This is a genomic window from Actinacidiphila acididurans, from assembly GCF_016918855.1.
Classification (GTDB): Bacteria; Actinomycetota; Actinomycetes; order Streptomycetales; family Streptomycetaceae; genus Actinacidiphila; species Actinacidiphila acididurans.
This window is the reverse complement of the sequence record NZ_JADKYB010000003.1, coordinates 481,511-496,634: the sequence shown is the minus strand read 5'-3', so window position 1 is coordinate 496,634 and position 15,124 is coordinate 481,511. Positions and strand designations below refer to the sequence as shown.

General features: G+C 70.2%; 13 protein-coding genes. 8 read left to right on the top strand and 5 right to left on the bottom strand.

Annotation, left to right across the window (positions count from 1 at the left end):
- Window positions 1–103 precede the first annotated feature (103 nt).
- Entirely contained in the window at window positions 104–3,898 is a 3,795-nt protein-coding gene (locus ITX44_RS07595; RefSeq protein WP_236060168.1) for a S8 family serine peptidase, read from the top strand.
- Window positions 3,899–4,274: 376 nt separating this feature from the next.
- Here ITX44_RS07595 and ITX44_RS42970 read toward each other — a convergent pair whose 3' ends face one another.
- Window positions 4,275–4,499 carry a KOW motif-containing protein gene (locus tag ITX44_RS42970; protein WP_372440853.1) on the bottom strand — a complete coding sequence of 75 codons (225 nt, stop codon included), beginning with the start codon at window positions 4,497–4,499 and terminating at the stop codon, window positions 4,275–4,277.
- Window positions 4,500–4,648: 149 nt separating this feature from the next.
- Between ITX44_RS42970 and ITX44_RS07585 the strand changes: the two genes are divergently transcribed.
- Window positions 4,649–5,233 (top strand): GNAT family N-acetyltransferase, encoded by a 585-nt coding sequence (locus ITX44_RS07585; RefSeq protein WP_205356241.1) that lies wholly within the window; start codon window positions 4,649–4,651, stop codon window positions 5,231–5,233.
- 82 nt (window positions 5,234–5,315) lie between these two features.
- Here the strand turns inward: ITX44_RS07585 and ITX44_RS42965 are convergent, their stop codons facing one another.
- On the bottom strand, window positions 5,316–5,912 hold the full coding sequence (locus tag ITX44_RS42965; RefSeq protein ID WP_236060251.1) for a maltose acetyltransferase domain-containing protein: 597 nt from the start codon (window positions 5,910–5,912) through the stop codon (window positions 5,316–5,318).
- A gap of 133 nt (window positions 5,913–6,045) precedes the next feature.
- Window positions 6,046–6,411, bottom strand: coding sequence for a hypothetical protein (locus ITX44_RS07575; RefSeq protein ID WP_205356240.1), 366 nt, complete (start codon window positions 6,409–6,411; stop codon window positions 6,046–6,048).
- Window positions 6,412–6,655: 244 nt separating this feature from the next.
- Between ITX44_RS07575 and ITX44_RS07570 the strand changes: the two genes are divergently transcribed.
- The 4 genes from ITX44_RS07570 to ITX44_RS07555 all read left to right on the top strand — a co-directional run bounded on the left by ITX44_RS07570 (window position 6,656) and on the right by ITX44_RS07555 (window position 11,279).
- Window positions 6,656–8,548 (top strand): ATP-binding cassette domain-containing protein, encoded by a 1,893-nt coding sequence (locus ITX44_RS07570; RefSeq protein ID WP_205356239.1) that lies wholly within the window; start codon window positions 6,656–6,658, stop codon window positions 8,546–8,548.
- Window positions 8,549–8,596: 48 nt separating this feature from the next.
- Window positions 8,597–9,523, top strand: a complete 927-nt coding sequence (locus ITX44_RS42565) for an NUDIX domain-containing protein (RefSeq protein ID WP_307795146.1) — start codon at window positions 8,597–8,599, stop codon at window positions 9,521–9,523.
- A gap of 129 nt (window positions 9,524–9,652) precedes the next feature.
- Entirely contained in the window at window positions 9,653–10,633 is a 981-nt protein-coding gene (locus tag ITX44_RS07560) for a GlxA family transcriptional regulator (RefSeq protein ID WP_307795145.1), read from the top strand.
- A gap of 10 nt (window positions 10,634–10,643) precedes the next feature.
- On the top strand, window positions 10,644–11,279 hold the full coding sequence (locus ITX44_RS07555; RefSeq protein WP_205356237.1) for a DJ-1/PfpI family protein: 636 nt from the start codon (window positions 10,644–10,646) through the stop codon (window positions 11,277–11,279).
- 15 nt (window positions 11,280–11,294) lie between these two features.
- Here ITX44_RS07555 and ITX44_RS07550 read toward each other — a convergent pair whose 3' ends face one another.
- Window positions 11,295–12,578, bottom strand: a complete 1,284-nt coding sequence (locus tag ITX44_RS07550) for an MFS transporter (RefSeq protein ID WP_205356236.1) — start codon at window positions 12,576–12,578, stop codon at window positions 11,295–11,297.
- Between the two features lie 179 nt (window positions 12,579–12,757).
- On the opposite strand from ITX44_RS07550, the gene ITX44_RS07545 reads away from it, so the two are divergent.
- On the top strand, window positions 12,758–13,621 hold the full coding sequence (locus ITX44_RS07545) for an aminoglycoside phosphotransferase family protein (protein ID WP_236060167.1): 864 nt from the start codon (window positions 12,758–12,760) through the stop codon (window positions 13,619–13,621).
- A gap of 4 nt (window positions 13,622–13,625) precedes the next feature.
- Here the strand turns inward: ITX44_RS07545 and ITX44_RS07540 are convergent, their stop codons facing one another.
- A complete protein-coding gene (locus tag ITX44_RS07540) occupies window positions 13,626–14,198 on the bottom strand; it encodes a TetR/AcrR family transcriptional regulator (protein ID WP_205356235.1) in 573 nt (190 codons plus the stop codon).
- 142 nt (window positions 14,199–14,340) lie between these two features.
- Between ITX44_RS07540 and ITX44_RS07535 the strand changes: the two genes are divergently transcribed.
- Window positions 14,341–15,078 (top strand): SDR family oxidoreductase, encoded by a 738-nt coding sequence (locus ITX44_RS07535; protein WP_205356234.1) that lies wholly within the window; start codon window positions 14,341–14,343, stop codon window positions 15,076–15,078.
- Window positions 15,079–15,124 lie beyond the last annotated feature (46 nt).

Below are 15,124 nucleotides of genomic sequence, written 5' to 3'. Positions count from 1 at the left end.
AGCCACGAAACGCCTTGTGATGCTTCTCCGCCAAATGGCAGTGTTCGGCCAATCCCCCGGTGGCACCCGCACCCGCCCCCTGCTCGAACGGAAAGGATCTTCCTTGAGATCTCCACGCAAACGCTGGACTCTCACCACGGCCGCGACCGCATCTCTGGCATTGCTCCTCACCCCGCTTGCGGTCGCCGGACCCGCATCCGCGGCATACGGCGCGACCCCCGGCCAGAGCCCCTCAGCCGCGAGCCAGGCCGACGGCCCCGCGGAGCACACCGTCACGCTGGTCACGGGCGACGTCGTCACTGTGCGCCAGAAGGCCGGCACCGCCGACGCGGGCGGCACGGTATCGGTCAAGGGGCCGGACGGCGGGCCCGCTCGAGCGAGAATCCTCGAGTCGGCCGGGGACCTGTACGTCTTTCCCGACTCGGCGATGCCCTACGTTGCCGACGGTGAGCTCGACCGCCGGCTTTTCGATGTCACGAACCTCATCGCCGACGGCTACGACAACGCGCACCGCGACAGCCTCCCGCTGATCATCTCCTACGGAAAGCAGGCGCCCGGGTTCCGCGCGACCCCCGCGCCGAAGGGCTCGTCGATGGTCCGCACGCTCGCGAGCGTCGGAGGTGCCGCCGTCACCGCGGACCACGCGCAGGTGAAGGACTTCTGGTCGGCCGTCACCGGAGCGTCCTCCTCGCCGTCGGCATCCTCCTCTGAGTCATCCTCTGAGTCGTCCTCGGCACCGTCCGTCGCTCCGGGCGCGACAACGCCGTCGTTCAAGGAGGGCATCAAGCACATCTGGCTGGACGGCACGGTGCATGCCGATCTGGCCGAGTCGACCGCGCAGATCGGCGCGCCGCAGGCCTGGGCAACCGGTGACACCGGCCAAGGCGTCGATGTCGCCGTCCTCGACACGGGCGTCGACACCTCCCACCCCGACCTGGCCGGTCGGATCGTCGACACCCGCAGCTTCATCGCCGGCGAGGACGTCAAGGACCACAACGGCCACGGAACCCACGTCGCCTCCACGATCGCGGGCACGGGAGCCGCGTCGGGCGGCACCGAGAAGGGCGTCGCCCCGGGCGCCCGGCTGCACATCGGCAAGGTCCTGTCGAACGAAGGTCAGGGCAGCGACTCCGAGGTGCTGGCCGGCATGCAGTGGGCGGCCGTCGACGAGCACGCCAAGGTCATCAACATGAGCCTCGGGGACCCCGATCCGTCCGACGGCACGGACCCGCTGTCCCAGGCCGTGAACCAGCTCAGCGCCCAGACCGGCGCCCTCTTCGTCATCGCCGCGGGCAACAGCGGCGACTCCGGCACCGTCGGCTCACCCGGCGCTGCCGACGCCGCCCTCACCGTCGGTGCGGTGGACAGCAACGACTCGCTCGCCTACTTCTCGAGCCAGGGTCCCCGGGTCGGCGACGGCGCTCTCAAGCCGGAGATCACCGCGCCCGGCGTCGACATCCTGGCCGCCCGGTCGCAGTACGCCGCGGAGGGTGAGGGCTACTACCAGACGCTGAGCGGCACCTCGATGGCCACACCGCACGTGACCGGTGCCGCGGCCCTTGTCGCGGCCGAGCACCCGGAGCTCACCGGAGCCCAGCTCAAGGACCTGCTGACCAGCACTTCCAAGCAGACCCCCGCCTACAACAGCTTCGAGGCCGGCAGCGGCCGCGTGGACGCGGCGGCCGCCACACGAGCCGCCGTCTTCGCCACTGCCACGGCGTACGCGGGTGAGAGCGAGTCGGGTCCGGTGCAACGGCCCGTGACGTACACCAACCTGGGCGACAGCACGGTGACCCTCGCCTTGTCGATCTCCGCCCCGGGCGCGCCCGCTGGCACTTTCCGGCTCTCGGCCGACTCCGTCACGGTGCCCGCTCACGGCACCGCCGGCATCACCCTGACCATTGACCCCACCGCGGCGGCGAGTGCCTCGGGCAGCTTCAGCGGCCAGATCCTGGCCTCCGGCCCGGACGGCGTGCTCGCGCACACGGCGATCTCGCTCGGGGCGGTGTCCCACAAGATGACCATCAACGTCAAGGACGCCGCCGGCAACCCCGGCGCCGCGACCGTGGCGCTGCTGCGGGCCGGCGACCCGACGCCTGCGCTGATTCCCGTCGAGGGAAGCGCGACCTTCTACACGCCCGACGACAACTACTCCGCCCTCGGCTTCATGACCGTGCCGGGCGCCCATGGCCCCAGGTCGCAAGGCATGGCGCTGCTCGGCGATCCCGACATCGCCTTCAACCAGGACCGCACGGTCACGCTCGACGCCGGCCACATCCGACGCGTCGACGAAACGATTCCGCAGCCGGGCGACCCCACGTACCTCCGGCTGGAGTACAACCGGGCGCTCGGCCAGTCCCAGTGGCTCGACTTCGAGGTCGAGGACACGGCGTACGACAGCCTGTGGGTCCAGCCTCAAGGCGCCGTCAAGCACGGTGACTTCTACCTCGGCACGCGGTGGCGCAAGGAACAGCCCGCGCTCACCGTGTCCGCGCGAGGGGTCGACTACACCGACGTGCTTCGGCAGGACAACGTCACCCCGCTGCCCGCCGGGACGCGGACGTTCCCCCTGGCCTTCGCCGGCAACGGTGCCGCCGCCGACTACGACGGCATCGACGTCCACGGCAAGGCGGTCGTCGTACGACGCACCGCCACGGTGACACCCGTCGCGCAGGCCAAGGCGGCGGCCGACGCCGGGGCGGCGCTCCTGCTGGTCGCCAACGACCGGGCCGGACGCCAGCAGCTCTCCTTCGGGACCGACGGGCTGGACCCGACCACCATCGACGTGGGCCTGCTGTCCCCCGACGAGGGCGACAAGCTCATAGCCCAGGCCCAGCAGTCAGGCGTGGTGCTGCGGGCGCAGTCCCACCCGGTCGCGACCTACGTCTACGACCTCATGCACACCTGGCACAACGAGCTCCCGAAGAACATGGTCGTCCAGGCGTCGCAGAACAACCTCGTCCGGATCGACGAGAACTTCGACAGCCCGGCTCCCTCCCCCTACGCGCAGGAATGGCGGTACGACTACCCCGTCTACTCGGAGTGGGGCATCGGTCAGGACGTAGCGCTTTCGGTCAACAGCCGCCGGACCGACTGGGTCAGCACCGACGGCGCCAACACATGGGGCCAGGAGGCCAGCGACGGGACGCAGTACGAGAACAGTGTCCAGCGGTCCTACCACCCCGGCGCCGTCGTGAGCGAGGACTGGTTCAAGCCCGTCCAGCGCCCGTACCTCAACAACAGCTACCTCGGCCCGACGCGGACGGGTAACCAGATGCGGATCGACGTCCCGGGCTACGGCAACGCCGACCACGCCGGGTACTCCCTGGCCTGGGGAACCCACGCCGCCCAGAGCGTCACCCTCTACCAGGGCGACACCCGGTTGGGCTCCACCAGCAGCGGGCTCGTCATGAGCCCCAACCTGCCCGGCGCGGCGCCCCTGCCGTACCGGCTCGTCGTCGCGAACCAGCGCGACGCGTCGTACAGCCCGTACTCGTCCTCGACGACGACGCAGTGGAAGTTCACCTCCGCCGCGCCGACGGTGTCGGGCCGGCGGGACCTGCTGCCTTTGCTGCAGATCGGCCTTGATGTGCGGACGGACGACGCCGGCTTCGTCTCCCGCGACTCGACCTTCGGGGTCACCGTCCAGCAGCGCGCCCCGGTCGCCGTCGGCCTCGTCGACGTCACCGTCGCCGGGGCCGGCACCCCCGGTGCACCCCGGGTCGAGGTGTCCTACGACGACGGCACCACCTGGACGCCCCTCACGGTGGACGCACACGGGCACTACCGGTTCAACGCCCCCCGGGCGGCGGCCTTCGCCTCCCTGCGCCTGAGCGCGAGCGACTCGGCCGGAAACACGGTCGACCAAACCATCATCCGCGCGGTCGGCCTTCGCTGAACGCCATCCCTGGCCCGCCTTTGCGCGGGGCGGGCCAGGGGGCAGCAACTGCCGCTGGAACTGGGCTTCGGCTCGGGGCAGACCTGCTGGCGAGGACTCTGACGATGGCGGGCGCGGCCAGGTTGAGCCCTCCTACGCTGGTCAGCTGTGACCGGCACTCAGCTCTGGCTCAGCAGCGGAATCCGTGCTTTCGAGGTTGTTCGCTGCCGAGTGACAGGGCATCGGGGACGATTCGGCGTCGAAGTCGAGGTGGTCGCTCCAGCATCCGACGTCCCGGCCTTCATCGACTTCGTGAACCTCAACGACCGTCCGGAACACCCGCGCCCGGAGGACTTCCCACCGATCGGGAGCATGCTCGACGCCGTCGCGCTCGACTTCATGCCCTGGGGTGAGCTGCGCTTGACGGCCCGTCCATCGTCACTGACTCGTCAGCGGCTGCAGGGCTCACATCCTCCAGGGGTAGGTCGATAGTGCTCACGTCGCCCAGGATGTCGACGGTCAGCTGCACTCGTCCACGACCGACGTCGACGGATCTGACAGGGCCCCTGAAGTCAGCGAATGGCCCATCTGTGACCCGCACGACATCACCTATCCGAACCATCGCCTCATCGTCCGGCATGTCCACTCCCTCCAAGCACCATCGAGATCGGCTGCCCTCTTCCTACACGCTGTCCGCCCCGCCTGCAGCTGGCAACCAAGCAGGCCGAGGTCAAGGAACAAGACAAGAAACGGTGCCATAAGCTGCTGGGCATGAATCCGGCGCATCCGCCCACGGCCGGCGGGGTGACCGCTGAGGTCACCATCCTTGACGCCATGGACCTGGCTTCCGACCCGGAGCTGGACGTCCGGTTCGCGGAGTCGGCCCACCGGATCCTGGCGGACCTGGTCGGTGGAGGTGCCGCGCTGGGCTGGGTCGAACCGCCCTCGCGGGATGAAGTGGGTGAACTTCTCGGCCATGTCGTCTCCGCGGCGCGGGCCGGGGACGGGGCCCTGCGTGTGGCGTACCTCGGCCGTCGGCTCGTCGGGTTGGGGTACTGGCTCCGCTACGGCCGACCGACCCACCGGCCGCACGCCGATCTGGAGAAACTCGCGGTAGACGCTGCTGCCCATGGCCGCGGTGTCGGTCGGGCACTGGCCGCTGCCTTGATCGCTGACGCCCGGGAAGCGGGGATCGAGGTCCTCACCCTGGACGCCCGTGGCGACAACACCAACGCTCTGCGCCTCTACCGGTCGCTGGGCTTCACCGAATACGGCCGCCTGCCCGACTTCGTCGCCGTCCGCGAACGGCGCTACGACAAGGTCTTCTACATGCTGGACTTCCGCCAACAAGTCTGATCGCCACCACGCATGAGCCGGTCAAGGAGAAGAATGGTCCGCATGACGATGTGAAGAGCGCCTGGCGCACGGCAGCCGTGGCTCAAGGTCGGGACCTGGGAGACGGTCCCCGATGGCGATCGGCGGAGATGTGCCACCTGCGGGACGACCGTCCGCTCATACCAGTACCGCTTCCATCCGCCTGAGTCCTCCATGTTCGAGCGGTGCGTCGGGTTCGCCTGGTGCTCCGGCTGTCGGGTCTACTCCGGCTCGATGGTGCACGTTCCTCGGAAGCACGTCCTCGTTGATGCCCTGGCGTCACTGCCTCGTGATCAGCGGGAACTTCTCGAACGAAGCGAATCCAGGCTGATCGAATACTTGGACGGGCAACTACGGTGAGGCGCCTTGCCATCCGGTCGATGACGGCCTGAGGACACGCCGTCCTCCGGCGTGAGAAGGACGCCCGCCGGAGCGGACCACTGCAGCCCTCACAGTTCCCGGAGGTGCCGTAGTCGACGTACAGCGGAGGCCTGATGTGCGCTTCGGCGCCCAGATGCCCGAGAAGGTCTTCCAGGATCGGGCGCGCGGCATCAGGGTCGGCGACGTACGCGGCCGCGTAAGCCGCCTGAAGGCGGACGGCCCGCTTGGCCTGCTCCCAGCTCTCGGGGTCGTGGCTTACGTACCAGTCCCCGGCAAGCATCCGCTCCCGGTTGGTGCGGTCGTCTCCGGCGAAATAGTCGGTCACGGCGCCTCCTCTTCGATGGCGGTGGGCGCCGGTTGCCCCGGCGGCAACGGACAGGAGCAGCAGCGGACCGTGGAGCCACCGCGTCAGGTCAGGGAAGTCGCTTGAGCCAGGACAGGGAAATTCTGTACGCGCCCAGCGCGACCACTGCGCCCGACGCAATCGTTGCCAGATACATCCAATCGGGCACAATTCTGCGGAATACATCAAAGGTGATAATGAATGTGAAAAAGCCTGCGGCGAGAGCGGCGAACATCGCGCCCGCTCTTTCTTTGGTCCAGTGCGACGCCCGAGAGGGAGTTGGCCGGTCGCCGGGTCGGAACTTCGACTCAAAGACCTCATTCATCACCACAATGTAGTCACCGTCAGATCGATTCAGCAAGACCGTTTCACGCACCTCCGTATTGCGCTGCACGCCGTCCCGGCCCACCTCGCGTACCGGCGTGGCCGACGGCACCGGGCGGCACCGAGGCGGGCAAGGAGCAGCGGCAGTAGGCGAGTCGGCGGACACCGTGACCGGTGCCCGCCGTGCCGCGTTGTCCGATCACCCGTCCCGTCACCGGAGACCAAGGAGGACCTGTGGCCCCGGCACCTTCCCGCCCTCGCTTACCGGCACGGCCCGCATCGCCCGAGTCCCGCATGCCGCGGTACGGCGCCGACCCCCGGCGTGACGACCGTCGACCGGAAAGCGGGGAGCCGTCATGACCGCCGGCACCCTCCCCGCCCAGGACCCGGGGACGCCGCCCCCTCCGCCACCGCCGGCGGAGTTCGTCTTCAACGGCCACTACGGCAGGAATCCCCTGGGCGGGGTCTCGTTCAGGGCGATGTGCGCCCGCCTCCCCTCGGTGCTGGGCCGAACCGCCCGCATGGCCTGGCAGGTCGACCGCCGGGCCGTCGTGCTGCTGCTGTCCTGCCAGTTCGCGATGGGGGCGGGCTCGGCGGTGCAGTTGTCGGCCACCGCGAAGGCGATGCGCCCCCTGGTCGGTGCCGCACCGGTCGCCGACCGGCTGCACGCGGCGCTGCCCGCCCTGATCGTCATCGCGGCCGCGGCAGCCGCCGTGCGCACCGCCTCGGCGCTGGCCACGTACGCCGACGGGAGGATCACGCCGGGTCTGACGACCCGTGCGGACGTCGCACTGGTGGAGGCGGTGTGCCGGGTCGAGGCCACCGCCTACAGCGAGGAGGGCTTCAGCGACCGGCACGAGGCTGCCGAAATGGGCGTCGTCCGTACCCAGACGATGGTCCAGGACGCGCGGACCTTCACGGCGGCGCTGATCCGGATGGCCGCCGCGGCGGGCGTCCTGACCGTACTCAAACCGCTGATGCTGCCCCTGCTGCTGCTCGCGGTCCTGCCCTCGGGCCTGGGAGCGGTGCTGGCCGCACGGGTGGACTACGCGACGCATTACGCGAACATCGGCGACCGCAACGTGCGCGGCATGATGCGCTGGTGGTCCACCGAGCCGCGCTACAGCGACGAGGTACGCGCCAACGGCATGACGGACTACCTGGTGTACTGGTACGGCGCCGTCTCCCAGCGCATCGACCGGCGCACCCTGGCCACGGCCCCGCACAAGCTGCGCATCACTGTGGGGACTTCGGCTCTCGGCGGGTTCTTCCTCCTCGTCACCTGGGTGGCGCTGGGCTGGCTCGCGCTGTCCGGCCGGGTCGAACTCGCCCTGGTGGCCACCGCGGTCGTCGCCGTCCAGGCCGTGCTCGGTGCGCTGTCCCAGGTCGTCGCGGCCGCGGCCGCGCTCTTCCACTCCAGTCTCTACCTGGCCGACATGAGCAGCTTCCTCGACCTGGCCGCCGCCCGCGCCCCCGCCCGCGGAGACCGGGTCGTCACCGGGCCCGTCGAGGAGATCCGCCTGGACGACGCCGTCTTCCGCTACCCCGGCAAGGAAACCCCGGCCGTGGACCACCTGTCCCTGACCCTGCGCCGCGGCGAGATCGTCGCGATCGTCGGCGAGAACGGCTCCGGCAAGTCCACCCTGAGCCGGCTGATCACCGGGATCTACCTCGCCGACAAGGGCCACGTCTCCTGGAACGGCACCGACCTGGCCGAAGCCGACCCGCACAGTGTGTGGCCACGTTGCGGACTCGTCCCGCAGATCTTCGCCCAGTGGCCACTGCGCGCCCGGGAGAACGTCACCCTGGGCCGGCCCCGCACGTACGACGACCAAGCCGTGTGGGAGGCGGTGGAGGCCGTCGGCATGCGCGAGACGGTCGAAAGCCTGCCCGGGCAACTCGACACGCTCCTCGCCCGCGAGCTGTTCGGCGGCTCCGAGCTCTCCGGCGGCCAATGGCAGCGCCTGGCCTGCTCCCGCGCCCTGTACCGCAAGCCCGACCTGCTCATCCTCGACGAGCCCACCTCGCAGATGGACCCGCGCGGCGAACACCAGATCTTCGAACGCCTCAAAGCCGTCGCCGCCGACCGCATCACCCTGGTCGTCACCCATCAGCTGGAGAACACCAAGATCGCGGACCGGGTCGTCGTCATGGACCACGGCCGTATCAGCGAGCAGGGCACCTACGACGAACTCGCCGCCGGCAACGGCCTGTTCGCCGAACTCCTCGCCCTGTCCAAGGACCGCTGACTGCTCCAACCCGTACCCCGATGCCGTCCGGCCCGCCCAGGAGGTCCCGTGCTGCCCGAACCCCCCATCCGGACCACCCCCGTCACCGCCGCCTCCGCGCTGCTCGTCAACTCCCGTGGCCAGTACCTGCTCCACCTCCGCGACGCCAACAAGCCGATCTGGCAACCGGGCACCTGGGCGCTGCCCGGCGGCGGATGCGAGCCCGGCGAAACCCCCGACCAGGCCATCGCCCGCGAACTGCTCGAAGAAGCCGGCCTCGTCGTCCCCGACCTGGTCCCGTTCACCACCGCCCGCGGCAGGCTCGACGGCCGGGTCCAGATCTACCTCGGCACCTGGAACGGCGATCCGGCCCGGCTGCGAATCAGCGAAGGCATCATGCTCCACTGGTTCGACGCCGCCACCATGGCCCACTTGACCCTGGACCCCGGCACGATGAAGGTGATCCGCCTCCACCAGGCGCGAACCGCGGGCACGCTCGTCCCCGCTCCCGCCCCACCCAGCGCCCACGCCATGGGCACCGTGCCCAATGTGATCGGCTGCCACCTGTACCTGGAACACGGCGGCGCCGTCCTCCTCGGCCTGCGTCACCCGGACTCCGGCTACGCCCCCGACACCTGGCACGCCCTGGCCGGCCATTGCGAAATGGAATCCGCCCGCGCCTGCCTCGCCCGGGAAGCAGCCGAGGAAGCCGGACTGGCCATCGACGAGGACGACCTGCGGCTCGTCCACACCGTCCACCACCTCGACCCCGAAAGCACTCTGCCCCGCCTCCAGCTCTTCTTCGCCCCGACCCACTGGGCCGGCCGACCCCGGATCCTTGAACCCGACCGCTGCACCGCGTGGCGTTTCTGGCCCCTCGACGCCCTCCCCGACAACCTCGTCCCCTACACCCGAACCGCCATCCAGGGCATCACCGCCGGGAACCCGTACACCGAGATGGGCTGGCCCACCGCCCACGGCTCACACACGTCGTAACGGCTCGCAAGGGACTTCGGCCCCGCTCGGCCGACCGGGTGACGGTCCGGGCGGGGCGAGCCCGGGATGGCAGAAAGGGTGGGGGATTCGTCATTGCGGCCATCGTGGCCGCAGCGAAGGATGGACGGCGTGACGCAGCGATCCGTGCTGGTGGTCGTCTTCGACGACGTGCAGAGCCTTGACGTGACCGGCCCCATGGAGGTGTTCGCCGGAGCGGGGCACCACAGCGGGGATCCGTACGAGATCCGCACCGCCTCGCTCGACGGCGCCCCGGTGCGTACGTCGAGCGGTCTCACCCTTGTCCCGGACTGCGCGCTGCCCGATGTCGAGACGCCGCACACCCTGCTCGTCCCGGGCGGCAGCGGCACCCGCCGCCCCACTCCCCGTCTGATCGAGTGGCTGCGGGAGCACGCCGGGAACGCCGAGCGCATCGTGTCCGTGTGCAGCGGCGCGCTGCTGCTGGCCGAGGCCGGACTGCTCGACGGTCGCCGGGTGACGACTCACTGGTCGCTCTGCGACCACCTGGCCAGGACGTACCCGGACATCGACGTCGATCCGGATCCGATCTTCGTACGCGACGGAAACATCGCCACCTCCGCCGGCGTCACCGCGGGCATCGATCTCGCGCTCGCACTCGTCGAGGAGGACCACGGCAGGCAGACCGCGCTCACCGTCGCCCGCCATCTCGTCGTCTTCCTGCGCCGCCCGGGCAATCAGGCTCAGTTCAGCGCCCAACTCGCCGCCCAGACCGCCCGGCGCGAACCGCTGCGCGAGGTGCAGCAGTGGATCACCGAGCACCCGGACGCGGATCTGTCGGTCGAGAGCCTCGCGAAGCGCGCCAGCCTTTCTCCGCGGCACTTCGCCCGCGCCTTCCAGCTGGAGACCGGTACGACACCGGGAAGATTCGTCGAGCGGGTGCGTCTGGAGCAGGCCCGCAGACTCCTCGAAGACACCAGCGATGGCGTCGGCCGGATTTCCCGCGCCTGCGGCTACGGCACTCCGGAGGCGATGCGCCGCGCCTTCGTGAAAGCCCTGGGCACCGCTCCGGCCGAATACCGGCGCCGCTTCCACCCGTATTCACCATTTTCACCACGTGAATTCGCCCGTTGAAAGGCCGGCCATGCAGATCGCGATTGTCCTCTTCGACCGTTTCACCGCGCTGGACGCGGTCGGCCCGTACGAAATGCTCTGCCGCATTCCTGGCGCCGAAACCGTCTTCGTCGCCCAACAGCCCGGCCCCGTACGCAACGACCGCGGCGACCTCGCGCTGGTCGCGGACAAGGGACTCGACGAGGTGCCGGCCCCCGACATCGTGCTGGTGCCCGGCGGCCCCGGGCAGTCCGCCCAGATGGACAACGAGGCGCTGCTCGGCTGGATCCGCACCGCCGATGCGACCAGCACCTGGACGACTTCGGTCTGCACAGGATCGCTCCTGCTCGCCGCGGCCGCGCTGCTCAAGGGCCGTCGTGCCACCTCGCACTGGCTGGCACTCGACACTCTTGCCACGTTCGGCGCCGAGCCGACCGGCGAACGCGTCGTCATCGACGGCAAGTTCATCACCGCGGCCGGAGTCTCCTCCGGAATCGACATGGGCCTCACCCTGGTCGGCAAGGTCGCCGGCGACGAACAGGCGCAGACCGTCCAGCTGGGTACCGAGTACGACCCCCAGCCGCCGTACGACGCGGGTTCCCCGCACAAGGCTCCGGCCGCCCTGGTCGACAGGCTCCGCGCCGGAAGCCGGTTCATCCTTCAGTAGCGGCGCCCGGATGTTCTACGACGCTCCGGCCGCGGCCACCGGGCCGACCTGTGCGAGCGGGATGTCGCGCATCCCGCGCAACGGGGAGAAGAACAGCCACAGTCCCGCACAGCAGCCGCCGGCGACGGCGATCCACAGGGTGGTCCGGATGCCGAGGAGGGTGGCGAGTCCCCCGCCGGCCAGGCTGCCCAGTGGCAGGGTGCCCCAGTTGATCCAGCGCGCGGCGGCGCCGACCCGGCCGAGCATGTCCGGCGGGCAGGCGGCCTGCCGGTAACTGGTCAGCGAGATTCCGGCGACGGTGGACGAGAAGGTCCAGGAGATCCAGCCGAACGCGAACAGCAGCACAGTCCAGCCGGGTTCGGCCGCCGGGATCAGCAGTCCGGGCAGCGACAGCAGGGTCATCGCGATCCAGCTGATCCGCGCCGAACCGACCTTCCGGGCGAGGTACTGGGCCGCGAGCCCGCCCGCGAGTCCCCCGACGGCTCCCAGCGCCAGCAGTAGCCCGACCAGGCCAGGACGCAGATGGAGGGTACGGACGAGGAAGACGGTGCCGAGGGTCTCGACCATGATGACGAAGAAGTTGGCGGTGCCGTTGAACCCCACCGAATTGCGCAGGATGGGGTCACGCAGCACGTAGGCGAGGCCCTCGCGGATCTGCGCCGTCATCCTGGGCCGGCGGCCGGCCTCGGCCCGGTCCGGGCGTGGTTCACGGCTGCGGATGGCCGTCAGCAAGCCGGCCGACGACACGAAAGAGACGGCGTCGGCCGCCATCGCCCCCGCGGCGCCGACCAGCGTCACAAGTGCCGCGCCCGTACTGGGCCCGGCGATCTGCGCGACCGACCGGGAGGCGGCCAGCTTGCCGTTGCCGTCCATCAGCTGGCCGTGCTCCAGGACCACCGGCAGGTACGCCTGGTACGCCACCTGGAAGAAGACGGACAGGACGCTGGAGATCAACGCGACGGCGTACAGCTGAGCCAGCGTCAGCACTCCGAGTGCGTGGGCCACCGGTACCGAGCCGATCACCAGGAACTGCGCGAGGTCGCACCCGATCATCAGACGACGCCGGACGACTCGGTCCACGACGGCTCCGGCGGGCAGGGCCACCAGCAGGTACGCGCTCGTCTCCGCCGCCGCCAGCAGCCCGACCTGGAACGCGGAGGCGTCCAGCAGCACGACGGCGACCAGCGGCAGCGCGAGAACGGTGACCTGCGAGCCCATCTCGCTGACCGTCTGGCTGACCCACAACAGCAGGAACTCGCGATTGCGCCAGATCGAGGCGCGTTCTCCCTTGCCGTCCATTCACCGGATTCTGTCACCGGCCGCACCGCGTGTGCATGCGCCTTCGGATGCGCGCCCCGGAACGCGGCGACCAGCAACCACGATGTGCTGCTCAGCCCGGCCGAGTGCGGTCACTCGGCTCTTCGGCCGCCAAGCGCGCCGGGGCCGGCCGTAGGCTGCTCGCTGTGACAGTCCACCGGATGCCCGCCGCGGAGTTTCCCGTCTCAGTCGAGTTGGTGCGCGGTCTGCTCGACGAGCAGCATCCTGACCTCGCGGACCTGCCGATCGAGGTGCTGGCCAACGGCTGGGACAACCTCGTGTGCCGGCTCGGCGAGGAGTTCCTCGTCCGGTTGCCGCGGCGCGCCGTGGCCGCCGAACTCGTCGCGCATGAGCAGCGGTGGTTGCCGGAGCTGGCCGGCCGCCTGCCGCTGCCGGTGCCCGCGCCGGTGCGGGTCGGGCAGCCGACGGCACAGTACCCGTGGTCCTGGAGCGTCGTGCCCTTCTTTCCGGGGCGGACCGCGGCAGGGAGGGATCGTGGCGACCTTCGGTCCGCCCCGGCCGCACTCGGTGGTTTCTTGGACGCGCTGCACGTCCCGGCTCCCGCGGAGGCTCCCGTCAACGCGTTTCGCGGGATTCCGCTGGCCGGACGCGCCGAGGGAGTCATGAAAGCGCTGGCACACGTCGGCCCGGCCGACCGGGCCGCCGCACTGCGGGTCTGGGAATCGGCTGCCGCCGCGACCGCCTGGCACGGTCCTCCGCTGTGGCTGCACGGAGACCTGCATCCGGCCAACATCCTGGTCGACCACGGCCGGATCAGCGCCGTGATCGACTTCGGTGACATGACCTCCGGCGATCCCGCCACCGATCTGTCCCTGGCCTGGACGCTGTTCCCAGCGGACCACCGTGCCGCCTTCCGGCAGGCGTACGGCCGGGCGGACGACGCGACCTGGCAGCGCGCCCGAGGGTGGGCGCTTGCCCTGTCCCTCGTCTTCCTGACGCACTCGGCGGACAACCCGCTGATGCACCGCATCGGCGAGCGCGCCTTCCGTGAGGTGCTGGAGTAGCAGCTCACGAAGGGGCCTTCAGGCCGTCCAGGGTGAGGGCGAGCAGGCGTTCGGCTTGGTGGCGCTGGTCGGGGCTGGCCGAGGTGAGGGCGATGCCTTCGAGGGCGGCGCCCATGTCGGTGGGGGTGATGTCGGTGCGGATCGTGCCGGCGGCTGCGCAGGCGGTCATCAGGGTGGTGATCGCGGCCTGGATCATGTCCCGACTGTGGCCGTAGGGGTTGCTTCCCGTCGCGGCGATGGCACGCAGGGCTTCGGCCATGCCGAATTTGGCGGTGACGTAGTCCAGGAAGAGGCGTGTCCAGGCGCGCAGGGCTTCGTAGGGCGGCTGCGTCGCGAGCAGGCCGGGGACGGCGTCGCACAACTGGGCCACCTCGTTGCGGTGGACCGCCTCGATCAGGGCCTCCCGGGTGGGGAAGTTGCGGTAGAGGGTCGCGCTGCCCACGCCCGCCTCTTTGGCGATGCGCTCCAGGTGCGCGTCCAGCCCGTCCTCGGCGAACACGCGCACCGCGGCCGCGAGGACCTTGTCCCGGTTGCGCCGCGCGTCGGCTCGCAACGGGCGTTGTGCGCTGTCGGCCATCAGCGGTCACCATCCCCCTCTTCGGTGCCCTGCTTGCTAAACGGAGGCGTGCCCACTTAGCCTGACATAAGTGGGGGCACCCCCGGTTCCACTGTAGGTCACGGGGTGACCTGCGCACATCCCCCTGAGAAGGACGTTGATCATGTCAGGTGTCGAAGGCAAGGTCGTGGCGATCACAGGTGCCAGCAGCGGCATCGGAGAGGCGACGGCGACCTACCTCGCCGGGAAAGGAGCCCGGCTCGTGCTCGGGGCCCGACGGGAGGACCGGCTGAAGGCGGTGGTCGACCGGATCACCGCGCAGGGCGGCTCGGCCGTCGGAGCGGTCATCGACGTGACGCGCCGCGAGGACCTCAAGCGCCTGACGGACACGGCGGTCGACCGGTTCGGCCGGCTCGATGTCCTGGTCTCCAACGCCGGGACGATGGCGGTGTCACCGTTCGACGATCTGCGCCAGGACGACTGGGACGCCATGGTCGCCACACATGTCACCGGCCTGCTGAACGGTATCGGGGCGGCACTTCCCGTCTTCCGGCGGCAGCGCTCCGGCCAGTTCGTCAACGTCGCCTCCACCGCGGCCTACGTCGTGAAATCCCCCCAGGGCGTCTACGCGGCCACCAAAACCGCGGTGAAGGTGCTGACCGAGGGCCTGCGGCAGGAGTCGGGACCGCACCTGCGGGTCACCCTGGTCTCGCCGGGGTTCACCCATACCGAGGGCGTGGGCAAGGGCGCGAGTCCCGAGGCAGCGGCGGCGGCCACCCGACTGCGCGACGAGATCGCCATCCCGCCGTCCGCCATCGCGTCCGCGATCGGTTACGCGATCGAGCAGCCCGACGGCATCGACATCAGCGAGATCGTCGTCCGGCCCACCGTGCAGGCCTGACCAGGGCCGCATCAGGCAGCGTTCGCCCTGCTGCCCGGTCCAGGCA